Annotated in this window: 19 protein-coding genes; 4 read left to right on the plus strand and 15 right to left on the minus strand. The window is 74.1% G+C overall.

Translation table 11 applies throughout. From position 1 onward, the window contains the following. Positions 1–124: 124 nt before the first annotated feature. Positions 125–727, minus strand: coding sequence for a L,D-transpeptidase (locus ABZ924_RS13220; protein ID WP_361907676.1), 603 nt, complete (start codon positions 725–727; stop codon positions 125–127). A 284-nt stretch (positions 728–1,011) separates the two neighbouring features. On the opposite strand from ABZ924_RS13220, the gene ABZ924_RS13225 reads away from it, so the two are divergent. Next, positions 1,012–2,097 carry a hypothetical protein gene (locus ABZ924_RS13225; RefSeq protein WP_361907678.1) on the plus strand — a complete coding sequence of 362 codons (1,086 nt, stop codon included), beginning with the start codon at positions 1,012–1,014 and terminating at the stop codon, positions 2,095–2,097. 151 nt (positions 2,098–2,248) lie between these two features. On the opposite strand, the gene ABZ924_RS13230 is transcribed toward ABZ924_RS13225, so the two are convergent. The 7 genes from ABZ924_RS13230 to ABZ924_RS13260 all read right to left on the minus strand — a co-directional run bounded on the left by ABZ924_RS13230 (position 2,249) and on the right by ABZ924_RS13260 (position 10,951). Continuing rightward, positions 2,249–2,551, minus strand: coding sequence for a hypothetical protein (locus ABZ924_RS13230; protein ID WP_361907680.1), 303 nt, complete (start codon positions 2,549–2,551; stop codon positions 2,249–2,251). After that, complete coding sequence (locus ABZ924_RS13235; RefSeq protein WP_361907681.1) at positions 2,548–4,461, minus strand: peroxidase family protein; 1,914 nt, start codon at positions 4,459–4,461, stop codon at positions 2,548–2,550. The genes ABZ924_RS13230 and ABZ924_RS13235 overlap by 4 nt, the downstream gene beginning before the upstream one ends. Positions 4,462–4,510: 49 nt before the next feature. Beyond that, positions 4,511–5,881, minus strand: coding sequence for a hypothetical protein (locus ABZ924_RS13240; RefSeq protein ID WP_361907683.1), 1,371 nt, complete (start codon positions 5,879–5,881; stop codon positions 4,511–4,513). A gap of 47 nt (positions 5,882–5,928) precedes the next feature. Continuing rightward, positions 5,929–7,302 (minus strand): cytochrome P450, encoded by a 1,374-nt coding sequence (locus ABZ924_RS13245; protein ID WP_361907685.1) that lies wholly within the window; start codon positions 7,300–7,302, stop codon positions 5,929–5,931. Further along, the gene (locus ABZ924_RS13250) at positions 7,299–8,711 is read right to left on the minus strand and encodes an FAD-linked oxidase C-terminal domain-containing protein (RefSeq protein ID WP_361907687.1); all 1,413 of its coding nucleotides are present in this window, start codon (positions 8,709–8,711) and stop codon (positions 7,299–7,301) included. The genes ABZ924_RS13245 and ABZ924_RS13250 overlap by 4 nt, the downstream gene beginning before the upstream one ends. 298 nt (positions 8,712–9,009) lie before the next feature. After that, positions 9,010–10,461 carry an amidase gene (locus ABZ924_RS13255; protein ID WP_361907688.1) on the minus strand — a complete coding sequence of 484 codons (1,452 nt, stop codon included), beginning with the start codon at positions 10,459–10,461 and terminating at the stop codon, positions 9,010–9,012. A gap of 67 nt (positions 10,462–10,528) precedes the next feature. Continuing rightward, on the minus strand, positions 10,529–10,951 hold the full coding sequence (locus ABZ924_RS13260) for a secondary thiamine-phosphate synthase enzyme YjbQ (RefSeq protein WP_361907690.1): 423 nt from the start codon (positions 10,949–10,951) through the stop codon (positions 10,529–10,531). A gap of 183 nt (positions 10,952–11,134) precedes the next feature. On the opposite strand from ABZ924_RS13260, the gene ABZ924_RS13265 reads away from it, so the two are divergent. Continuing rightward, complete coding sequence (locus ABZ924_RS13265) at positions 11,135–11,545, plus strand: VOC family protein (RefSeq protein WP_361907692.1); 411 nt, start codon at positions 11,135–11,137, stop codon at positions 11,543–11,545. A gap of 14 nt (positions 11,546–11,559) precedes the next feature. Here the strand turns inward: ABZ924_RS13265 and ABZ924_RS13270 are convergent, their stop codons facing one another. The 5 genes from ABZ924_RS13270 to ABZ924_RS13290 all read right to left on the minus strand — a co-directional run bounded on the left by ABZ924_RS13270 (position 11,560) and on the right by ABZ924_RS13290 (position 17,670). Then, complete coding sequence (locus ABZ924_RS13270; protein WP_361907694.1) at positions 11,560–13,017, minus strand: serine/threonine-protein kinase; 1,458 nt, start codon at positions 13,015–13,017, stop codon at positions 11,560–11,562. A 43-nt stretch (positions 13,018–13,060) separates the two neighbouring features. Beyond that, positions 13,061–13,438, minus strand: coding sequence for a TetR-like C-terminal domain-containing protein (locus tag ABZ924_RS13275; protein ID WP_361907857.1), 378 nt, complete (start codon positions 13,436–13,438; stop codon positions 13,061–13,063). A gap of 129 nt (positions 13,439–13,567) precedes the next feature. After that, positions 13,568–15,400, minus strand: coding sequence for a serine/threonine-protein kinase (locus ABZ924_RS13280; protein WP_361907695.1), 1,833 nt, complete (start codon positions 15,398–15,400; stop codon positions 13,568–13,570). A gap of 113 nt (positions 15,401–15,513) precedes the next feature. Then, a complete protein-coding gene (locus tag ABZ924_RS13285) occupies positions 15,514–16,245 on the minus strand; it encodes a carbonic anhydrase (protein WP_361907696.1) in 732 nt (243 codons plus the stop codon). A 99-nt stretch (positions 16,246–16,344) separates the two neighbouring features. After that, positions 16,345–17,670: a ricin-type beta-trefoil lectin domain protein gene (locus tag ABZ924_RS13290; RefSeq protein ID WP_361907698.1), complete on the minus strand. Its 1,326-nt coding sequence runs from the start codon at positions 17,668–17,670 to the stop codon at positions 16,345–16,347. A 301-nt stretch (positions 17,671–17,971) separates the two neighbouring features. Here ABZ924_RS13290 and ABZ924_RS13295 point away from each other — a divergent pair, with 301 nt between their 5' ends. Beyond that, the gene (locus ABZ924_RS13295) at positions 17,972–19,165 is read left to right on the plus strand and encodes a peptidoglycan-binding protein LysM (RefSeq protein ID WP_361907700.1); all 1,194 of its coding nucleotides are present in this window, start codon (positions 17,972–17,974) and stop codon (positions 19,163–19,165) included. A gap of 58 nt (positions 19,166–19,223) precedes the next feature. Here ABZ924_RS13295 and ABZ924_RS13300 read toward each other — a convergent pair whose 3' ends face one another. Continuing rightward, positions 19,224–20,018 (minus strand): ATP-grasp domain-containing protein, encoded by a 795-nt coding sequence (locus ABZ924_RS13300; protein ID WP_361907702.1) that lies wholly within the window; start codon positions 20,016–20,018, stop codon positions 19,224–19,226. 246 nt (positions 20,019–20,264) lie between these two features. Beyond that, positions 20,265–20,657 (minus strand): peptidoglycan-binding domain-containing protein, encoded by a 393-nt coding sequence (locus ABZ924_RS13305; protein WP_361907704.1) that lies wholly within the window; start codon positions 20,655–20,657, stop codon positions 20,265–20,267. A 298-nt stretch (positions 20,658–20,955) separates the two neighbouring features. On the opposite strand from ABZ924_RS13305, the gene nadE reads away from it, so the two are divergent. Then, positions 20,956–21,786: an ammonia-dependent NAD(+) synthetase gene (gene nadE / locus ABZ924_RS13310; protein ID WP_361907706.1), complete on the plus strand. Its 831-nt coding sequence runs from the start codon at positions 20,956–20,958 to the stop codon at positions 21,784–21,786. The last annotated feature ends 46 nt before the right edge of the window (positions 21,787–21,832 follow it).

The following is a 21,832-nucleotide window of genomic DNA, read 5'->3' on the forward strand; positions in this document are numbered from 1 at the left end:
TGTTTTTTTGGTTGGGGGGGGGGCGGGGGGGGGGGCGGGGGGGGGGGGGGGGGGGGGGGGGGGGGGGGGGGCGCCCCCCCCCCCCCGGGGGGGGGCCCCCCCCACCACCCGTCGTCGGGAGTGGTCAGCCGGCGACGCGCAGCGTCTTCGGCCAGCCGTTGCGTTCCAGGAGGCGGAACATCTTCTTGATCTCCTCGGGCCGCATCTTGATGCAGCCGTTCGAGCGGAAGTCGTTGGGGTTGCTGTCGGTCCACCGCCGCTTCTCGGTGCTCCCCTGGCTGCCGTCCCTGTTCATCTCGCTGTGGATGAACAGCTCGTTGCGCACGCGGCCCGCGCCGCCGTTGCACTTCTTGTCGGCCAGGCGGATGGCGTAGCCCTTGATCAGCCGGCCGTTGTACGTCTCGTAGTGCTGCCCGACGGTGTAGGTGCCGTTGGGCAGCCAGCCGCGGCCCGTTTCGCAGTCGTCGGTGGTGGTCCCCGATCCCGCCCGGAACTCGGCCAGCACCTCGCGGCCCTTGATGACGTACAGGCGGGACTCGGAGGGGTCCTTCCTGTTCTTGTCGAACTTCAGCTGGACCGTACCGTCCTGCGGCGCACTGCCCGCCACCGCGGCTGCGGCCTCCTCGGCCTGCGCGCTGGGCGCGAGGCCCGCGAGGAGGACGATCGAGCCGGCCGCCAGGGCCGCCGCGGCGGAACGGGCCAGGCGGGACGAGGTGGTGATGCTCATCTGCGTTACTCCTTAGGTGAGTTCGTGCGGCCCGCAGTGATCCGTGTCGCTACGGTCGACGGATGCCGATGCGGTGGGACACGGGGGTGGTCTGCGAGGCCGGCAAGCCGTACGGGGCTTCGCGAGATCCAGGATTGAGGGACTCCTGGCAGCATCACCAGAGCGGTGGGCGGGTGTGGATTCCCGCTCCCGTCCCGCTCTCGTCCCGTTCCTGCTGTACGGCACTGACCTGCGGAAACGTCGGAAACCGGGATGACGGAGGGACAGTGGCGGGAGACGAGGACATGCGCGACGGTGCGGGAGTTGAGCCGGACGGGGCTCCCGACGCGGCGAGGGTGGTGCTCGCCGAGCGGCTGCGCACCGCATGGGAGGCGTCGGAATCCAAACTGCCGTTGGACCGGCTGGGGGCGAAGCTCAAGGAACGGCTGCGCGGCCAGGACATCAAGGGGTTAGGCCGCTCGTCCGTGGGCCGCTACATGGACCGCGGACACACGACCCTGCCCGACAAGGCCGTGCTGACGGCGCTGGCGGAGATCTTCGGGGTCGGTGACGAAGAACTGGCCCTGTGGCACCGGCTGCAGTCCGAGGCGAGGGCTGCCCAACGCCGGCGCCGTCTCCAGCGCCCGGCCGCCGCCGACCGGAACCAGGACACCCCGGATACCGGCTCCCCCGCCGAGGCCCGGGCCGGAGATCCCCCGACCTCGGCCACGGACACCGGCCCTGCGCCCGACGCCGCGCCTGATGCCGTCCGGGTGTCATGGTGGAGCCGTGTTCCGGCGGCAGCGAGGATCGGCTCCGCCGCCCTCGTCCTCGTCCTCGCCGCGGGCGGCGCACTGGGCCTCGTGCTCTGGCGCGATCAAGCCCGCGACGAGGCAGCCGTCGTATCCGCTGCCGCGGCGACGGGACCGGGCCCGGGACCGCTCCCGGCAGCCGGTGTGACGCCGACTCCCAGCGGGGTGGAGAAGGGATCCCTCGGTGAGGACAGCCGGTGCGGCGCCCTGCTCAAGGGCCCCCGGGCGGTCGTGTGGCGCGTGTGCGCACGCGTCGAGCCGGACCGCGTGTCCTTCGCCCTGAAGATCATCAACGGCGGTCAGGCCGCAGCCAGGGTCAAGATGCGCCTGGAGTACGCACAGGCCACCGAGTTCCACCCCTGCCCGAAGACCTCGGGCACGCAGGTCCTGAGCATCCCCGCCGGGCAGACCGTCCTCACGGATCCCGGCCGGTGCGCCGTGCCCCGGGAGGACGTCCCCTTCGCCTACCAGGGGGTGGGCTGGGTCCTCGCCGAGGACGCCGACGCCGGCTCGTACGAACTCTCTCCCACCGCGCACGTCTACCCCCACCGCGTCATCTGGAAGCCGGACCTGGTCTGACCGGACTGCTCCGACCGATCCGGCCGACCCGGCCCCCCGCCCCGGCCCCGAGCGCCGGCCGGCGTCGTCAGCCGGCCCCGGCCACCGAAGAGCGGCCAGGACACGGCGGGCCCCGGGGGCGGGGCGCCGTGCCCTGATGCCGGTGCCTGCGCTACGGGTGGCGGTGGCCCCGCCCGTGCCCGTGCCGGTGGCCCCGCCCGTGCCCGTGCCGGTGGTCGTGGTCGTGGTCGGCCAACTGGGCCGCTGCCAGGGCCAGGCCGGAGGCCGCGGACTCGCACCGCGCGGCGAGCGCCGCCACCTGTACCCGGACGGCATCGGCCTGCGATCCCTCCCAGGTCAGGCCCGCCGTGGCCCCGCGGAGCCGCTCCGCGTGCCGTCGCAGGGTGCCGGCGTGGGTGCGCAGTCCGTCGGCCGGGCCGGGTGCCGGCACAGCGGAGCGCGGGAAGAGGCTCACAGGGACTTCCACGGGGCGAAGGCGTTGGTGACGCCGTCGAGGGCCGGGGCGAGTTCGGGGTGGTGGCGCAGGAGCACGGTGACCATGGTGTTGCGGTCGACCCATTCGAGGCCTTCGGGGGTGTAGATCTCGGGCCGGTAGTCGGTGGTGAAGAAGCGGTCGCTCTTGAGCCTCCGGCTCGCCATCAGCACGAAGATCCGGAACAGCGAGTCGCTGAACCCGAACCCCTCGGGCCTCGGCTCCGCGAGGTTCCCGACCAGGGTGTCCACCCGGTCGAGCCGGCCCTCGTACACCTCCTCCAGCAGAGCCGTGTCGGTCGGGTGGCCCCCGGTCAGCTCCTCGAACGACCGCACCGGGCGCTTGCGGAGCATCTGGCGGTAGGCGTTGTAGCGGGGGATGCCGCGCTCGCGGTCGCGCAGGATGTCGACGGTCCCGAGGTCGATGTGCTCTCCCGTCAGCCTGGCGAGGTTCCGCAGGGCGTCCGGGTGGTTGTGCAGGACGAGGGCGCCGGGGTGGGAGGTGCCGAAGGTGTAGAAGAGGTCGCTCATCCCGAACTCGTCGACCGAGGACCGCGTGGCGCGGCCCTGCATGTCGTTGAAGCCGATCCTCTTGCGCAGCCCGCCCCCGCGGTGGTCGCGGACCGCCAGCTCGTCCGGGATCAGCGGGTGCAGGCGGTACGCGGAGACGAACTCCTCCGTCATCGAGTAAGGGGCCGCGTGGTGCTCCGTGGGGGAGCCGAGGATCCCGCTGAGCATCTCTCCCGTGCCGATGCGCCCGAAGGTCTTGCTGACCCAGCGGGGCAGGACCCCGTACCAGTTGGCGTTCATCGCGTGGTGCAGCACGGGCGTGTCCAGGATCCCCGGGGTCCACTCCACCGTGTGGATCTTCGCCATCAGTGCGGTGTTGACCAGCCGCGCGGTGTGGAACAGCCGCTCGTCGTCCCAGGTGGGGTGGTGGGAGCGGATCATGTCGCAGATCGCGTTGTGCTCCTTGGCCCACAGCGTGTGCAGCAGCGACAGCCCGGCCCAGTAGTCGCTGTTCATCCCCGTCCAGTCCAGGCAGTCCCGCCCCGGCCGCGGGTCGGCGGGCAGCCGCCCCTCCGCCGACAGGGTCAGCCTGCCGCCCTCGCCGGTGCGCAGGGCCCGGCAGCGCTCCTCGTCCGAGCCGTAGAGCTGCGAGCCGTCCCACCAGTGGGTGACCGTGTTCTCGTATGTGGGCGGGGCGTCGGGCGTGGTGTGCGCCACCGGGTCGGGGCGGGTGCGGTTGATGCGCATCGGGCAGGTGCCCCCGTGCATCTCCCAGTCGTCGTCCCCCGCCAGCGGGACGGTGAACGGCTCGGCGGTCTCGTTGTCGCCGTGGTTGGCCCAGCCGTGGTTCTCGAACTGGATCCAGGCCGCCGCCAGCAGGTTCAGCGAGGTCGCGGGTACGAAGGAGCGCCGCGCCAGCAGCCGCCGGCTGATCTCCCGCGGGCTCGGCCGCATCAACTCCTCGTCCGCCTCCGGGCGCACCAGGTCCAGCGGGGCGTTGCGGTCGAGCCGGGTGCCGACCCGGCCCATGTCCTCGTCGTACGGGTCGTAGCCGGATCCGTCGTACGAGCGGTACGGCAGCAGCGTGGACGTGGCGCGGCGCGGGCGCTCGCCCCCGGCGCCGTAGGTGTCGTACAGGTTCTTGCGGCGCAGGTCCTCCCGGATCGTGCGCAGGTTCAACAGCGCCAGCGGCAGCGGCAGTTCGTGCCACTCCTTGTACGCGTTGACCTGCGCGAAAGCGGCCGATCCGAGGCGCTCGAGAAGCCCGGGCGGCCCGTAGGGCGCGGTCACCCAGGAGCCGGGCCGCGGAAGTGAGTCCGGGCCGGCCGCCGAGGCGTCGGCGGTGTCCGCGGAGGATCGGGTGGAGGGGGCGGTGTCGGTCACAGGGGTCCTCGCTGTGGTCTCTCGCTGTGGTCTCGCTGTGGTCTCTGGGTCAGCGGTCGAAGAGCTGGAAGAGGTGCGTGGCGGACACCAGGCCGCGGTAGGCCGCGAGTTCCGCGTTCACATGGTCGATCGCCTCGGGGACGTCGAATTCGAGGTTGTGCGCGTACCGTTCGGCGGCATGGCACCGCGGGAAGGAGTGGGTGTCGTCGGTCCAGGTGAACTCGGTGAACTCCGACGGCAGCCGGTACGGGGAGAGGGCGGAGCGGCCCTCCAGGCTGGGCACGACGTCGTGCTCGTTCACCAGGGAGATCACCTGGGTCCGCGGGTCCGCCGGCCGCTTGGCGTCGATCGGCGAGCCCACCGCCACCACATGGGTGAGCGTGTAGAGGGAGGTGAAGTCCCGGCCGCCGGCCAGGTTCATGGCGGCGATCCCGCCCTGGCCGTGCCCGATCAGAGCCACCTCCGTCCCCGAGGGCACCACGGAGCGGACCGCCTTGGACGCGGCGCGGGTGTACGGGGAATCCGGCGAGGCCACCGCGTTGAAGGCGCCGAACAGGTCCTGCGGGCTCCGGCAGTCCCGCTCCCGCGCCGTGCCGGCCAGCTGGACCACGTACCGCTGCACCCCGTCGGGGCCGATGACCCGCTGGATCAGCAGGATGCCGCCGGTGCCGAGGAGGCCGATGTTGCGGACGTACCCTGCGATGGTGCCCGAGGTGTCGAGCGCGCCGGTCAGGGCCGGATCGGCGGTGAGGACCCCGGCCCGGCCGCTGCTTCCGCGGTCCGTGAAGGACCGGAACCGGGGCACCGGCCCGAGCAGCGGTTCGGCGGTCATCGCCCGGCCCGTGGCCACCTGCCAGCCCACCGCGTCGTTGAACGGGTTCTCGTCAGTGAGGGCGTTCCAGGCCAGGATGTCGGCGAAGGAGGGGGCCAGCACGGCGAAGGCGTGCTCGGCGCCCCGGCTGTTCACGATGGACTTGAAGACCCGAATGGCCTCGCCGTGCCGGTCCTGTTCGATCGCCGACAGCACCCGCGCCGACGCCGGATCGGCCAGCAGCTCCGGGTGGCGTACGGCAGCGGCCCGGATCCTCGCCTTCAGGCCCAGCACGGCCAGGCTGACCGCCAGGCTCTCCCGGCCGGCCAGCACCCCGGACAGCCGCCCGGCCCGCACCATCACCCCCCGGCCGCGCGGGGCCCAGCCCAGGGCGGCGGGACTGGTCAGGGTCCGCAGCAAGGTCCGCCAGGCGGCCGCGCGCCGGCTGCCCGGCCGGAAGGCGGCCAGCCGCATCCGCGAGGCGAGGGCGAGCTCGCTGGCGTAGCGGGCGGCCTCCCCGACCGCATCGGCCGCCTCCGCCAGCTCCCGGCAGAGGCGGTTCAGGGAATCGACGTCCGGCTCGGTGGCGGAGGTCACGGCTTCGGGCACGGTGCTCCCTCGGGCGCGCGGGCGGGTGTCGACGGCGTGCACCGCGTTCACCGGGGTTCGAGGCCGAGCCGGATCGCGGCGGAGTCCAGCATCGAGGGCAGGGGCCCCGCGGACGGCAGGACGGGCCGGCCCCGCGTCACGCGGTGCGTCCGGAGGATCTCCGCGCAGAACTCGGCCCCGACCAGCAGGGCGAGGTTCTCACCGGGGCAGTGCCCGCCGCCGTGGCTGAACGGCGCCAGCTGGACGGCCTCGTGCGCCCCGGGCGAGAGCCACCGGCCGGGCGCGAACAGATCTGCCGCCGGTACGTGGTCCGGATCCCGCTGGTGGAACAGCGCGGGGACGAGCACGGCCGTGCCGGCCGGAACCGGCACCCCCCGCCACGTCGTTTCGGTCCGGGTGAGGCGCAGCAGGTCCGGCACGATCGGGAACAGCCGGACCGTCTCCTTCACGCACGCCCGCATCCGGGGCATGTCGGCCACACCGGACGCCGCCTCGGGAACCACCGCCTGCTGCTCGGCCGGGTGCGCGCCGAGCAGCAGCAGGGTACGGGCTGCCGTCGGCCCGAGCGTGTCGAGGGCCAGCAGCCAGTGGTGTGCCTGGCCGACCGGGTCGAGGTCGCCCTGCGGATCGTCCTGCCCGAGGGCGCGGGCGATCAGCGTGTGCGCGGCCGCGTTCGCTGCGTAGGACTCGATCCGGGCCTGCGCCCGGGCGTACACGGCCCGCGCGGCCCGGGCCTGCTTCCTGCGCCGGCCCATCCAGTTGGCCTCGTTGCGCAGCCCGACGAGCCACGCATGGAGCTGCTCGTCGTCCGCCGCGGCGTCACCGAGGACGATGCGGCGGTTGATCCTGGCCATGGCCCGGCGGATGTCCTGCATGTCCACGACCCGCTGCGACACCAGCCGGCGGGCCTCCTCGGCGACGGCGGCGCGGAACTCCTTGCCCGAAGGGTGGACCGCCTCCGACTCGGCCAGGCACTCGTCGTTGATCCGGCGGCGGCCCTCGCGCAGCTCGCCGTGGGAGCAGATGACCCCGGTGGGCTCCAGCACCTTCAGGGCGTTGTTCTTGTCGGGCGGATCCATCGCCAGCGCGCGGACCGGCTCGGTGTAGAACTGCCGGACGTCCTGCGGGTCGAGGAGGACCAGCATCGGCCCCGACAGGCCGCGCACGAGGACCGGCGCGCCGCCGTGGCGCTCGCGCAGGGCCCGCAGCGTGGCGGCTGACCATGCGGGTTGGTTCAGTGCGGCGTACGCCTTCACCACGCGCGGGCGCGGGCTCACGAAGCCGCGGACGAAGACGGGCAGGGTGTGGGTGGCGAACAGGCGGAGGTTCAACACCGGGCCGGCCACGGCCGTGCGCCGCCCCCCGGGGCCGCGCGGGCCGTCGTACTGCGTGGTCCGGGTGGAGCGCGTGGACTGGGTCATGCCTCGATCACCTTGCCGGGGTTGAGGAGGTTCTTCGGGTCGAAGAGCCGTTTGATGCCCCGGTGCAGCTCCAGGCCCGCCGGGTCGAGCTCGCGGGCCAGCCAGTCCCGCTTGAGGGTGCCGATGCCGTGCGTGCCGGTGCTGGTGCCGCCGAGGGCCAGTGCCGCGGCCACGATGTCCTCGCGCGCCTGACGGGCGCGGGCGACCCGGCCGGCGTCGGCCCCGTCGAAGAGGACGACGGGGCGGACGCGCCCGTCCCCGGCGTGGGCCGAGGTGAAGATCCGCAGGCCGTGGTGGTCGGCGATGCCCTCGACGGCCCCGATGAACTTCGGCAGTTCGCAGCGGGGCACGGCCACCTCCTCGATGAACGTGGTGGGCCTGCCGGGCAGGGTCGCGGCGTAGCGGCTCACGGCGGGAACGGCCAGTCGGCGCGCCTCCATGACCTCGCGGGACTCCTCCGCGGTGCTCGCGGTGACGACGTGCTCGGCCCCGGCCTCCTTGCACAGCAGCTCCATCGCCGACAGCTCCCGCGCGGGGTCCGCGGCGTCGCTCTCCACGATCAACGTGGCCGCACTGCCCGGCCGCAGCAGCGGGTGACCGAGCTCGGCGACAGCCTCGGAGGTGGCGCGGTCCAGCAGCTCCAGGGCGCAGGGCATGTGACCGGCCAGGGTGATGGCGGCGACCGCGTCGCCGGCCGCCGCCAAACCGGAGAACTGCGCCAGCAGGGACAGGGCCGGCGGACGGGCGGGCCGCAGCGCCAGCGAAGCCCCCACGACGACCGCCAGGGTGCCCTCGGAGCCCACGATCAGCCGGGTCAGGTCGTAACCGGCGACGCCCTTGACCGTGTCCCGGCCCGTCCGCATCCGCCGCCCGTCCGGGAGCACCACGTCCAGGGCCAGCACGTGGTCGGCGGTGGCCCCGTACTTGACGGAGCAGATCCCGCCGGCGCCGGTGGCGATGTTCCCGCCGATGGTGCAGGTGTCCCGGGAGGCCGGGTCCGGGAGGTACGCCAGGCCGTGCTCGGCCGCGGCGGCGTTCAGTGCCGCCGTGGTGACCCCCGGCTCGCAGCGCACCAGCCGGTTGCCCGGGTCGATCTCCAGGATCCGGTCCATCCTCAGGGTGGACAGCACGATGCACCCGTCGACGGCGCCGGCGGCGCCCACCACCCCGGTCCGGGCGCCCTGCGGGACGACCGGCACCTCCAGCTCGTACGCCAGGGCCAGCACCGCCTGGACCTGTTCGGGGGTGGCGGGCTGGACCACCACGGCCGGGATCCCGCAGTCCGGGAAGGGCGCGGTGTCCCGGGCGTGCGCGGCCAGCGAGGCCTCGTCGGCCAGCACGGCATGGGCCGGCAGTACGTCTCTGAGCCGGCTCAGGAGCAGGGAGGAATCGGCGGTGGTCAGCGACATGGGCTGTCTTCCTGGGGGCGGGCGGCGGGGAGGGCCGGAGGGGGGGAGGCCTACAGGGAGGGAAGGAGGGGGGAGACGTCCGGAACGGCATGGCGCACGATGCGCACGGGTACCTCCGCCGGGCCGGGGCAACGAGCTGTCGAGGGATGCCCGGTCACCGTAAGCGACGGCCGCGCGCGGGTCCCTGACCGGCGTGCACATTATCGATTCTGCATGCGCCACCCGGGTGGCCTGCGCCTGACCGCCCGTCAGCCGCAGCACCCCCGAAGCGTGGTGCTCTGCGCTTCCGGCGGGATCGCTACATGGGGGCCCGGAAGCCGTCGGTGTCCTGTTCGAGGAGTTCGGCCAGTCTCAAGGGGGTGCGGTCCTCGAACATCGGGCCGATGAGCTGGACCCCCACCGGCAGCCCCTCGGGGGACCGGCCCGCCGGTACGGCGGTGGCGGGGAGGCCGGGCATGGTGGCCAGGCCGGCCCAGACGAGCTGGTCGAAGTACGGGTACGCGACGCCGTCGATGTCGATCCTGCGGTGCAGCGGATCGGGGTGGTGGTCGTGCGGGAACGCGGGAGTGGGCGTGATGGGGCACACCACGGCGTCGAACTCCGCGAACAGCTGCCGCCAGGCGTGGCGGTGGAGCTCGCGACGCCCGTTCGCCGCGATCCAGTCGTGGTGGCTGAACACCATGGCGCGCAGCCGCGCCGCATCGAAGCTCCGGTCGTCCGCGTCCAGTGCGGCGGCGCGGGTCCGCAGCTGCTCCTTCGCCTCGACGGGGAAGCGGGCGACGGCGCTCGAGAACATCAACTCCGCGTAGAGCACCGCCGAGTCGGCCAGATCGGGCAGCAGCGGACTGTGCCGTTCGACGCGGGCGCCGCCCTCGGCGAGCGCGGCGGCCACCCGGTTCACCCCCGCCCGTACGGCGGAGCCGGTCGGGATCAGCGGATGGTCCTCGAGGACCAGGACCCGGAAGTCGCAGAGCCGCTCGTGGCGCGCGGGCGGCAGCGCCAGGTCGTACGCCACCCCGTGCGTCAGCGGATCCGGTCCGGCCATGACGTCGAGCAGGAGCGTGAGGTCGCGGGCCGTGCGGGCCATCGGGCCGACGACGGCGAGGTCGAGGTCGGCCGGGAGGGCCGGCGCGGGCGGCGGGGTCATCCCCCGGGTCGCCGCCAGCCCGAGCGTCGGCTTGTGCGCGTGGATGCCGCAGAAGTGCGCGGGGGTGCGCAGCGAGCCGGCGAGGTCGGAGCCGATCGACAGGGCACCGAACCCGGACGCCAGGGCCGCCGCTGATCCGCCGGAGGATCCGCCCGACGTCCGGGTGGGGTCCCAGGGGTTGTTGGTGGTGCCGTAGATCTCGTTGAAGCTCTGGATGTCCTGCAGTCCCAAGGGCACGTTGGTCTTGCCGAGCACCACCGCGCCCGCGGCCTTGAGCCGCGACACCTGCACCGCGTCCTCGGCCGGCATGTGGTCGCGGTGCTGCGGCATGCCCCAGGTCGTGGGCAGCCCGGCCATGTCGTAGGACTCCTTGACCGTCACCGGGATGCCGAGCAGGGGCCGGTGCTCACCGCGGGCGAGCGCCCGGTCGGCATCGCGCGCGGCGTCCCGTGCACGGTCGAAGTCCGGTACGCAGATCGCGTTGACCGCTTTGTCGTGGCGCTCGATACGGGTGATCGCCGCGTCGGTCAGTTCCGCCGAGGTCACTTCTCGGGCACGCAAGGCAGCCGCGAGTTCTTCGGCCGTCCGAAAGTTCCAGTCCATGGATCGGACCGTACCGACCCCTCGAACGGGCCACGAAATACCGTTTTGTGCAAGCGGAGTCGGTCGGTTACGCGAGGAAGCTCAACCGGACCTGGCGGTCCGGGTTGTCCTTGTTGGTGTCGACCAGGCAGACGGACTGCCAGGTTCCGAGTTGGAGGCGGCCGTCGAGGACGGGCAGCGTCGCGTGCGGCGGTACGAAGGCGGGCAGGACGTGGTCGCGGCCGTGGCCGGGGGAGCCGTGGCGGTGCTGCCAGCGGTCGTCCGCGGGCAGCAGGGTGCGCAGGGCCTCCAGCAGGTCGCCGTCGCTGCCGGCGCCCGTCTCGATCACGGCGATGCCCGCCGTGGCGTGCGGGACGAAGACGTTGAGCAGGCCGTCGCGGCCGGCCGCGACGTCGGCCAGGAACTGTTCGCACGCGCGTGTCAGGTCGGTGACCGTCTCGGAGCGGCCGGTGGTGAGGTCGAGGACCCGGGTGGTGAATCGATCGGACATGGGCACCATGGTGGTCCACGGCAGCGGCCCGTGCGCAGGCGCCCCGCCCGGCCGGAGCGAAGAGCGACCCCGCCACGCCGCACGCGCCGCGCGCCGCCGTGTCCGTTCGCTGTCGGAGGCGTGCTCTAACCTCGGCTCCGACAGGCTCGCGCCACGCCACCACACCCCCATGGAGCAGGCAGGATGGCCACGACCCCGCAGAAGATCACCACGTTCCTGATGTTCGAGGGCGGCAGGGCCGAGAAGGCGATGGACTTCTACATGTCGCTCTTCGACGACGCCGAGGTCATCAGCGTCACCCGCTACGGCCCCGAAGGGCCCGGCGAGGAAGGCACGGTCCTGCACGCCACGTTCGCACTCGCCGGCCAGCAGTTCATGTGCATCGACAGCGCGGTCAAGCACGAATTCGGCTTCACCCCCGCGATCTCGCTGTTCGTGCAGTGCGAGAGCGCGGCCGAGCTCGACCGCCTCTACGAGGCCCTCGTCGAACAGGGCCAGGCGCTGATGCCGCTGGGCTCGTACGGCTTCAGCGCCAGGTTCGGCTGGGTCAACGACCGCTTCGGCGTGTCGTGGCAGCTGAACCTGCCGGAGTGAACGCGCTCGGGAGCCTAACCGGCGTGACCGGGGTACTGCGGCGGTGGCGGACCGAAGCCGGCGGGGCCCTGCGGGGAGCCGTAGCCGCCGTACGGGCCGGGCACGCCGGGTATCCCGGGGGCGCCGGAACCGTACGGCCCCGGCCCGAATCCGTACGGCCCGGGGAGGACGCCCAGGCGCGGCGCCAGGTACCGGACGACGGACCGGTGCAGCTGCCCCAGCCACTCCTGGAGGCGGCTGACGCGCCGGGCGTTGACCTGGCACCCGTACGAACTGCCGTCCGGCAGCAGCACCGTCACGACGAGGTGGGCGCCGCGGTTCAGGGGCGCGTAGGTGATCCCGGCGAGCTCCTCCCAGGCGAAGTCGGCCTCCACGCCGTCGACTTCGAGGACGACCCCCGTGGCGTCGGCGACCACGCTGTTGCGGCGGTCGGCGATCACGACGTCGGGCGCAGCCTCCACCGGCCCGGCCGGGACGGCGGGCGCCACCGCCGGCATGGGCGGCGGACCCTGCGGCAGGGGCGGGGCCGCCTGCGCCGCCGGGACGGGCGTGGACGGCGTCGATGCCTGCAGGACCGTCGGGACCGGCGGGACCGGTGTCTGCGGGAGGACAGGCTGCGGGGCCGGTGTCTGCGGGGTCGCCGGCTGCGGGGTCGCCGGCAGCGGTACGGGCACCTGCGGGGCCGGGAGCGCGGGCGCCTCCGGGTCGCCGAGCAGGTCCAGCAGGGCCGAGGGCGTCGGACGGTCCGCCGGGTCCTTCGCGAGGCAGGCCTCGACGAGCGCGCGCAGCCCGTCCGGAACCGCCGCCAGGTTCGGCGGTTCGTGCACCGAGCGGTACATCAGCCCCATGGGCGTCCCCTCGCCCCACGCGCTGCCGCCGGCCGCGGCGACCAGGACCGAGCCGAGGGCGAACACGTCGGCGGCGCCCGTGACGTCGTGGCCCAGGGCCTGTTCGGGGGCGAGGTAGCCGGGGGTGCCGAAGGCCGTTCCCGTGGCGGTCATCCGCGTGGACTCCACCGCCCGCGCGATGCCGAAGTCCAGCACCCGCGGCCCGTCGTCGGCCAGGATGATGTTGCCGGGCTTGAGGTCGCGGTGCACGAGCCCGCAGGCGTGCACGGCCTCCAGGGCCTCGGCGAGCGCGGCGGCCAGGGTACGCAGTGTGGGCTCGTCCATCGGGCCCTCGGCGGCGAGCCGGGCGGCGAGCGTCGGGCCCGGTACGTACGCGGTCGCCAGCCAGGGCGGGTCGCCGTCGGCGTCGGCGTCCACGACGGGCGCGGTGTGGAAACCGCCGACCCGGCGGGCAGCCGCCACCTCGGCCCGGAACCGCTCCCGGAAGGCGGGGTCCGCGGCCAGTTCCGGCCGGGCGACCTTGACCGCCACCGCCCGGCCCCCGCGGGACCGAGCGAGATAGACCGTCCCCATGCCGCCTTCGCCGAGCTTGCGCTCGACGGCGTACCCCCCGATGCGTTGCATGGGCCCAGTATGGCGGCCGCCGGTGACAGCCCGCGCGAGCGGGTCAGTCCGCGGCCGGCGGGAGGGACCGGAGGCCGGCTGCGGTGAGGCCGGCGAGCCGGGCGGCCGGTTCCGGGCCGGGGTGGCGGTGGAACAGGAAGGTCCGGGCGAAGACGGTGCCCGGCACGTTCGCGTGGACCGGGGCCGGGACGGGTTCGTGCGGCAGCTCGCCGCGCGCGACGGCGCGTTGCAGGATCTCCGCCCCCTGCGCCTGTTCCGCGGCGATCAACGTCTGCCGGAACCGCTCCGCGACCCCGGGGTGCCGTCCGAGGTCCGCCGCCAGGCCGGGGGCGACCGCCGCGAGCACCGGGTCCGGGAGCGACGCCACGATCACCCCCGCCAGGGCGGCCAGATCGCCGTGCAGCGTGCCGGTGTCGGGCAGCGGCTCCGGTTACGCGGTCTGCTGCTCGCCCACCGCGCCGACCGCAGGGCAGGCCGCAGCGCCGACCGCCGTACCGCCCCGGGCTCCGCACCGTCGGGCGCGTAGCGCGGCCCGGGTGCCCACCGCCGGTCAGTTTCCGAACAGCCACCCCAGCCCGCCGCCGGCCGCCCGCCGGTCCTCCCGCAGGGCCCGCCGCAGCTCGGACCGGGCCTCGGCGACCTCCTGCGTCAGCCAGTGGGTGTTGCCGACGGTCAGTTGGAGCCGGTGCTCCAGCGGCTTGAGCAGCGCCAGCGCCCGGGCCGGGTCCCCGGCCTCGCCGATGCTGCGGACCACCCGGTAGGCGATCTCCGCGTGCCCGCGCTCCACCAGCTCCGCGGGATCGGGGTACAGGGCGAGGTAGAGCGGGGCGGCCGCGGCGAAGTCGCCGAGCAGCCAGGCGGCGGCCGCCAGCCGCTGCCGTACGTCCAGCAGGATCGGGCTGTTCGCGGGCAGGCCGCGTTCCAGCCCGGGCAGCAGCGGGCCCAGCCGGGCCTGCTCGCTGCGCGCCTCCTCGGGCGTACGGGCGGAGCCGTTCCCGCCGCCCGCGCCGCCGCTCCGCTCGAGCCCGACGGCCAGGTGGTACCGCGCGGCCAGCGTGACCGGCGCGTCGGCGCCGAGCACGCGGGTCGCCTGCTCGATGACCTCGCGCAGCTCGGCCTCGTGGCCGCGGGCATCGCCCGGCCCGTAGGCGGCGGACTCGCCGGCGTACGCGGCCCGCGCCGTGATGGTGTCGGGGTGCTCCACGCCGAGCACCCGCATCATCCTCGGCAGGAGGCGCTCCAGTTCCGTCCGCGACTCCCCCCGTACGCTCATCGCCCGGTGGTAGGCGGCCCGTACGGACAGCGGGTCGTGCGTACCGAACTCCTCCACCAAGTCCGTGACCAGGCCGCCCAGCCGCTGCGCCAGGTCGGCCGGAGCGTCCTCCAACAGCTGCGTCAGGCGGCGCTGGAGCATCGCCCGGACGGGGTCGTCGGCGGGCGGCGCCACCGGGCCGGGGGCCGGGACCGCCTGGGCGGGCACGGTCGGGGAGTACGTCGGCATCGGCGGGACCCCGGCCCCAGCTTCGCCCGGGTCCGCGGCCCGCCCTGCCGCGCCGCGGCTGATCCCGGCCAGCCGCAGGCCCACCTCCCGCGCCGTCGCCGGACGCTCCCGCGGGTCCTTCGCCAGCAGCCCGAGCACCAGCGCGTCCAGCCCCGCCGGCAGCCCCGCCCGCAGCGAGCCGGGCGCGGGCGGGACGGCCGTCAGGTGCTGGGCGAGCAGCTCGTGCATCTCGACGGCAGCGAAAGGGCGTTCACCCGTGAGGAGCTCCATCAGCACGCAGCCCAGCGCGTACAGGTCCGCCCGGCCGTCGACGGGGACCCCGCCCGCACCTCCCGTCCAGCGCTCCGGGGCCATGTACGGGAACGATCCGATGACCATGCCGGTCCCGGTCAGCTCCGTGCCGGGGCTTCCCTGCGCCTTGGCGATGCCGAAGTCCAGGACCTTCACGACCCCGCTCTCGGTGACCATCACGTTCGCCGGCTTGATGTCCCGGTGGACGATCCCCGCGTCGTGCGCCGCCGCCAGCGCCGCCGCGACCTGCACCGCCCAGTCCAGCGCGTCGTGCAGCGGCGGCAGCCCCTCGGCGAGGACCTCGGCGAGGCTGCGCCCTTGGAGCAGCTCCATCACCAGGAACACCGCGTCGCGCCCGGCGCGCTCGGTGCGCCCGAAGTCGTGGAGGGTGGCGATGTTCGGGTGCGCGAGGTTCCCGGCGAGGCTGGCCTCCCGCTCGAAGCGGCGCGCGTCCTCGTACGTCTGCGGGTACCCGATCTTGACGGCGACCCAGCGCCCGACCCGGTCGTCCCGGGCCCGCCAGACCTCGCCGAATCCGCCCCGGCCGAGCAGCTCGTCGAGCTCGTACCGGTCCTCGATCAGCTCCCGCACCGTTTCCGGCCCCCGTCCCGCTCGTCCCTCTCCGGAAGATCATTATCTCCGCACGGGACGCGAGGCGGTCCGTCGGATTCCGGCCGGGGGCGGCGCGCCCCGAGCGGGCCCGGTCAGTCCACCCGGTGCACGCGCTGGCTGGTCAGCTCGTACTGGGCCCCGACGACGGCCAGCCGTCCGGCGGCGATACGGGGGGCGAGGTCCGGCTCCCGGGACAGACTTGCCCGGACCCGCCGCACGTTCGCGGTGACCGCCGCGTCCACCCGGGCCTGGCCGTGCAACCCGAAGTCGATGACGGGGCGGATCTGCTCGGCGAGGTACACGACATGGGCCGGCAGCGGGGTGCGGGTCTCCGCGGCGCGGACGGCGGCCGCGACCGCCCCGCACCCCTGGTGCCCCAGGACGACGACCAGCGGAACGTCCAGCTCCAGCACCCCGTAGGCGATGCTGCCGAGCACCGCCTCGTCCAGGACCTCGCCCGCCGACCGCACGGTCAGCAGATCGCCCAGCCCCTGGTCGAAGACCAGCTCCGGGGGCACGCGGGAATCGATGCAGCCCAGCACCACCGCGAACGGGTGCTGACTGCCCACCAGGGTCCGCCGCACGGCCGCGCTCCGGTCGGGGTGGTGCTCGTGGTACGTCCGCCAGCGCCGGTTCCCCGCCACCAGCCGAGCGAGTGCCGCAGTCGGCGTGGCGGGCCGCAGACCGAAGCCGTCGGGCGGGGAGGGGAGCGCGGGCCCGGCGGAGACCAGGGCCGCCTGGGCGGCGACCACTCCGGTCGCCGCCCACACCAGCCGGCGCCGCCGCGGCCCGCGGGCCGCGGGCGGCTCGTCATCGGTCCTCATGCCCGCAGACGGTAGCCCGGTGGCGGTGCCGGGTCCCGTTCCTGCCGGACGCGTGTCACGGCGCTGTTCCCGCAGGGCTACGGCGAACGGGCGAACGGCCTACTTGGGAGCCACCCAGACCTGCCGCTTGTTGGTGTTCGCCGTGTACAGCTGCACCACGGTGCCGTTCGCCGTCGCGCCGCCGGCCACGTCGAGCACCTTGCCCGACCCGGCGTTGACGATCTGCCCCTTGGCGTTGACCGACCACCGCTGGGCCGCCGTGCCGTTGCAGTCCCACAGCTGGATCTTGTTGCCGTTGGTGCTGAGGGCGCGCGAGTTGTCCAGGCACTTGCCCAGCGCGCGGAACGTCCCGTCCTTGCCGAGGATCCACGACTGGGCCGCCGTGCCGTTGCAGCCCCAGAGCTGGATCTGCGTGCCGTTGTCCGCCTTGCCCCCCTTGACGTCAAGGCACTTGCCGGCCAGGCCGGTCACCTGCCCCTGCGGGGCCAGCGCGGCTCCGGCGCCGGCGGCGAGCATGCGCAGCGCCTGCACGTCGAACTGCTGGACGTAGGTGCCCGCCCGCTTGTCCTGGTAGGCGTACGCCGGCGAGCACATCACGGGGAACTCGCCGGAGTCGCTGCCCTTGACGCAGTCGCCCTTCGTCAGGCTGCGGTTCGCGTGGGCGAGGCCCAGAGCGTGCCCGAGCTCGTGGCTGACGTGGTTGCGCATGTACGTCTCGCCCATGGAGGCGGCGGGCTTGCCCGCCTCGGTGAAGAACTCGCTGTCGATGTACGCGTGCCCGCTCGTCACCGTCTCCGCCACGGAGGAACTGGTGAACCCGCAGCTCAGGTTGGCGCTTCCGGAGCCGTCGCGGACCACCTTCCAGCCCGTGCTGCCCATGCTGCCCTCACCCTCCGGCGGCAGGCAGGGCCGGTACAGCACGCCCATGACCACCTCGCCCTTGGGGCGGGCGTAGTCCCAGCCCACGGGCCGGGTGTCTACCGTGACGGGAAGGTTCGTGATCCGCTGGAGGTCCGCCGCCGACGCCTTGACGTAAGGGGCCAGCCAGTCCGCGGACTTCTGGTCGTAGAACTTGACCGTGTAGCCGGTCGCCAGCCACTTCGTCGCCCCGGCCAGCTTCCAGCCCTCGCCCTGCGGCGGACCGGCCGCCACGCCCTTGGCAGCCGCCGCGGTGCGGCTTCCTTCGAGCTGCATGACGCCGTTCTTGAAGGCGGTGTGGTCGCTGCCGGACTGGACCGAGTCCTCCGCGTGGGCGGCGTCGGGCGCCTTCTCGGGCGCCGGCAACGCCGCTGCCGCGTCGGCGGCCGCGGTGGGGGTCGGGCTGCCTCCCGCGTCCGGAACCGCGCCCGCGCCGGTGCCCGCGCCCGGGTCCTCGGTGCCGAAGGCGCTGGAGGTCAGCTGCAGTCCGCCCACGATGGCCGCCACGGCACACGCCGCAACCGCCGCTTTTCGATATCTGGCCGTGAATCCCAAGTCCCCGTTGCCTTTCGTCGTGACTGCTCGCGGATCCCGGACGCGGGCGCGGTCGCCGGGCGGTCCGGAATCGAACAAATGATAGGCGCACGTTCTCAGCCGCCCTGCACAGCAGGGGAGTTGAGGGTTGGGCAACGCCGGCGACACGGTGCGGTGATGGTGGACCTGCCATGGTTCGAAGCCGGGTCCGCCCGACTCCACCCGATTACGTGCGACTGGCGTTCGACTCCAGACCCGACGAGGAGCCCGATCGATGACGTCCTTCCACGCGGCGACCGTCCACCCCGACCGGTCCGTGACCTACTGCGGAGAGGTCGGCGCGGACCAGGTCGCCACCGCCCGCGCGATCGCCCGGCTCGACCACACGCCCCGCTTCGCGCGCGAGCACCCCAACCGGCCCGGAGCCCTGTTCGTGCTGCGCGACGACGGCGCCCTGGACGTCTACGAGCCGGTCGGCGGCGCCCCCTTCAGCCCCCGCATCCCCGATCCCGCCCCGCGCGGCGCGGCCGCCGCGCCCGCCTCCGCCGCGGTCGCGCTGCCGGTCGGCGCCGCCTCCGGAACCATATGGATCCCCGGGGCCATACGCATCGGCGACGGCAGCATCGGCGGCGCCATGGACACCCCCGGCAACCCGCCCCGGGTGACCCTGCACACCACCGAGTCCCCGGCCGGCGGCCAGTACCTCGAATCCCTCAGCTCGTACCTGATCGAGGTCGCCTCCGAACCGCAGCTCGTGTACTGCCCCGTCACCGACCGGATCGCCCAGCTCGGCCCGCTCCACCAGTCGGCCCGGGCCCTGCGCAACGACGGCGCCCGCCGCACCAACCGCGAGGGCCGGGTCAACATCCAGATCGAGGTCCTCGCGTACGCAAAGAACCCCTGGACCACCGGCTGGGACCCCGGCCAGAAGCCCGGCTGGCGCTCCATCCTGGCGGCGGCCCGCTCCTGGGGCGTGCCCGACGCGTTCCCGGCGGGCCCGCCCGCCCCCTTCCCGGGCCCGGACAAGCCCCGCTCCCGTTCGGTGTGGCAGAACAAGGGCGGCTACTTCGGCCACTGCGACGTCCCCGGCAACGACCACGGCGACCCCGGTGCCCTCGACACGGCGAAGGTCCTCGGCGGCCCGGGCGGCGACACCCCGCCGCCGCCCCGGCCCACGGTCAGCGTCGCCCACCTCGCCGCCGCGGCCCGGGCCGACATCCCCGGACCCGACGGCCACACCACCCACCCCGAGGAGGTCCGGGTCCTGGAGGACGCCCTGGTCGCCGAGGGGCTCCTCGACGACCGCTACGCCGACGGCAGCTTCGGCACGCGCACCCGCGACGCGTACGCCGCCTGGCAGCGCAGCGAGGCCGGGGGCTCCTACTCCGGCCCGGACGCCGACGGCATCCCCGGCATCGCCTCCCTGACCCGCCTGGCGGCCCGCCACGGCTTCACCGCCACCGACTGACCTGCTGCCGACCGGCCCGGGCCTCCTGCCGAGTGCCCTGCCGCCGCCGTACGGGCGCCTACCGCCCGTGCGGCGCGGCAGCCGGCCGGCCGCCCGTGGCGGGGCGCAGGAAGGGGAGGTCCCGGTCGCCGACCCGGGTACGCGGCCCGGCAGCGCGCAGCACCACGTCCAGGACGCGGTCCGGCTCGGCGGCGTAGCAGTGCGCGAACCAGGGCATGTTGGCCTCGACGACCGCCCACGTGCCGTCGACGAGCCGTCCGACGTCGACGCACACCGCGCTGGGCAGGCCCTCGGCCCCGGCGGACAGCACCTCGCGCGCGAAGCCGCGGACCTGCCCGTCCAACGGCCCGGGGTCGAGGCGCCCGTGGACGGCATAGCGGCTGCCGGCGACGGCCTCGCCGTCGAGCACGAACAGCCGGTACTCGGCTGCGAACTCCACCACGCCGCTCACCAGCACCGGCGTCGCTCCGTCGAGTGTCCCCGGCAGGCGGGTCCCGTCCTCGTACACCGCGGCGGGCAGCTCGTCGATCTTCGCCGAGGGCGGCTTGACGAACGCGCGCCCTGCCAGCAGGCGGGCCTGCGCGAGCGTCGTCAGCCGTACGGGACGGCGCACCAGCGCGTACGGAACCTGCGTCAGCCAGTCGTCGGCAGGCTCGAGCAAACCGAGCCCGAGCCCCTCGGCGACCCGGTCGGCGGCGAGCGCGCCGCCGTACCAGTGCACGCCGCGGCCCTGCGCCCGCCCGACATGGGAGACCACCTCGTAGCCCCGCCAGGCCGCGGCCCGGCCGAGCAGCTCCGCCGTGGAGGTGCGGGGCGGATGCAGGAGCAGGGTGCGTTCGGTGCCGTGGCTCATGGCCCGGGAGCTTACGGGCCCGCCGTGCGCGGGCAGGGGCCCAGGGCGGTGGCCTCCAGGGGTAGCGGAAGAGGCGGTTCCATGGGCTATAGTCGATCTCGAGCTCGCCGCCGCGAACAGCAGCAGCGGACCCGGCGTTGGTGGTCCAAGGAAAGGCACCCCACTTCCTGTGGGGGGATGCAGGTGCAAGGCCTGCCCAGCGCTCGAACAAGGCCTCGGCCTCCTCACGGAGGCCGAGGCCTTTCGTCAGTTCGGGATGTAGCGGGTGCAGTCGTTCAGCCAGTTCGTGTAGAACCTGCCGTCGCCCCCCGAGCGGATGTCGACGGTGCGGATGCGCTGCACCTCGGTCAGCATGTGCCGGCCGGTGACCGGGCCGACCTTGCCGTCGACGGTGATCCGCTCCGCCTTCTGGAAGCGGGCCACGGCGTTGAGGGTGTTGTTGCCGAACTGCCCGTCCACGGCCACGTCCGGGCTCTGGACGATGTTCACGCCGCGCTGGACACAGCGTACGGCCGCTCCCGAGTCTCCCTTCTGGATGATGCCGCCAGCCGCCTGCGCCGGGACGGCCACCAGCGCGGCGGTCAGGCCCGCTCCGGCGAGGACGGCGAGACGAGCGGTCCACCTGCGCGACTGCCTCATGGTCTTTCCCCCTGGTTTCGTTGCATCGGTCGATCGGTCGATCGGTCGGTCGGTCGGTCGTCGGTCGGTCGGTCGGTCGTACGGAAGCTATCCGGGCGGCCGCGGGCGGGGCATCCCGCGACGGGTTGACCGCAGGGGTAAACCCCGGCAGTACCGGGCCCGCCGGTCATACCAGCGCCGTAGGGCGGGGGCAGGGCGCTGCGGCAGCGACCGCGATGGTTCCCCGGCCGCCTGTTCGACTAGGGTCGGTCGGAACAGCGAACCGCGCACCCGCGCACACACGACACGAGGAGCAGCCGTGAGCGAGACGGCGTCCACCGCCCTGCAGCAGGAGATCGCCCGGGACCTTCAGGTCACCGGGTCCTTCGACGCGGAGCACGAGATCGAGCGCCGTGTGGCCTTCCTCACGGAGCGGCTCACCTCGACCGGGCTGCGCTCGCTCGTCCTCGGCATCAGCGGTGGCGTGGACTCCACCACCACCGGACGGCTCTGCCAGCTCGCCGTGGAGCGGGCCCGCGCCGCCGGCCACGAGGCGGCCTTCTACGCCATGCGCCTGCCGTACGGGGTCCAGGCCGACGAGAAGGACGCGCAGCTCGCCCTCTCCTTCATCCGGGCCGACCACGTCCTGACCGTGGACGTGAAGCCCGCCAGCGACGCCGCCCTCGCCGCCTCGCTGGCCGCGGGCGTCACCTTCCGCGACGCCCACCACCAGGACTTCGTCCACGGCAACATCAAGGCCCGCCAGCGCATGATCGCGCAGTACGCGGTCGCGGGCGCCCATGACGGTCTGGTCGTCGGCACCGACCACGCCGCCGAGGCGGTCTCCGGCTTCTTCACCAAGTTCGGCGACGGCGCGGCCGACCTCGTTCCGCTCACCGGCCTGACCAAGCGCCGGGTCCGGGCCGTCGCGGACGCTCTGGGCGCTCCGGCCGAGCTGGTGTGGAAGGTCCCCACCGCCGACCTGGAGACCCTCGACCCCGGCAAGGCCGACGAGGACGCGCTCGGCGTCACCTACGACGACATCGACGACTTCCTGGAGGGCAAGCCGGTCGACGAGCGGGCCTTCGGGATCATCACCCGCCGCTACCGGCTCACCGAGCACAAGCGGCAGCTCCCCATCGCCCCCTGAGGCCGCGCGGGAAGCCGGGGGCCGCGGTGACCGCCGGTCTGGCAGC

Source organism: Streptomyces sp. NPDC046876, assembly GCF_040645035.1.
Classification (GTDB): domain Bacteria; phylum Actinomycetota; class Actinomycetes; order Streptomycetales; family Streptomycetaceae; genus Streptomyces.

Bases quoted from the DNA above. Each gene is read 5' to 3' on its own strand.
- ABZ924_RS13265 (WP_361907692.1), top strand. From the start codon at position 11,135: ATGGCCACGACCCCGCAGAAGATCACCACGTTCCTGATGTTCGAGGGC.
- ABZ924_RS13300 (WP_361907702.1), bottom strand. From the start codon at position 20,018: ATGAGCCACGGCACCGAACGCACCCTGCTCCTGCATCCGCCCCGCACC.
- ABZ924_RS13285 (WP_361907696.1), bottom strand. From the start codon at position 16,245: ATGAGGACCGATGACGAGCCGCCCGCGGCCCGCGGGCCGCGGCGGCGC.
- ABZ924_RS13220 (WP_361907676.1), bottom strand. From the start codon at position 727: ATGAGCATCACCACCTCGTCCCGCCTGGCCCGTTCCGCCGCGGCGGCC.
- ABZ924_RS13270 (WP_361907694.1), bottom strand. From the start codon at position 13,017: ATGCAACGCATCGGGGGGTACGCCGTCGAGCGCAAGCTCGGCGAAGGC.
- ABZ924_RS13245 (WP_361907685.1), bottom strand. From the start codon at position 7,302: ATGACCCAGTCCACGCGCTCCACCCGGACCACGCAGTACGACGGCCCG.
- ABZ924_RS13250 (WP_361907687.1), bottom strand. From the start codon at position 8,711: ATGTCGCTGACCACCGCCGATTCCTCCCTGCTCCTGAGCCGGCTCAGA.
- ABZ924_RS13255 (WP_361907688.1), bottom strand. From the start codon at position 10,461: ATGGACTGGAACTTTCGGACGGCCGAAGAACTCGCGGCTGCCTTGCGT.
- ABZ924_RS13305 (WP_361907704.1), bottom strand. From the start codon at position 20,657: ATGAGGCAGTCGCGCAGGTGGACCGCTCGTCTCGCCGTCCTCGCCGGA.
- ABZ924_RS13295 (WP_361907700.1), top strand. From the start codon at position 17,972: ATGACGTCCTTCCACGCGGCGACCGTCCACCCCGACCGGTCCGTGACC.
- ABZ924_RS13260 (WP_361907690.1), bottom strand. From the start codon at position 10,951: ATGTCCGATCGATTCACCACCCGGGTCCTCGACCTCACCACCGGCCGC.
- ABZ924_RS13225 (WP_361907678.1), top strand. From the start codon at position 1,012: ATGCGCGACGGTGCGGGAGTTGAGCCGGACGGGGCTCCCGACGCGGCG.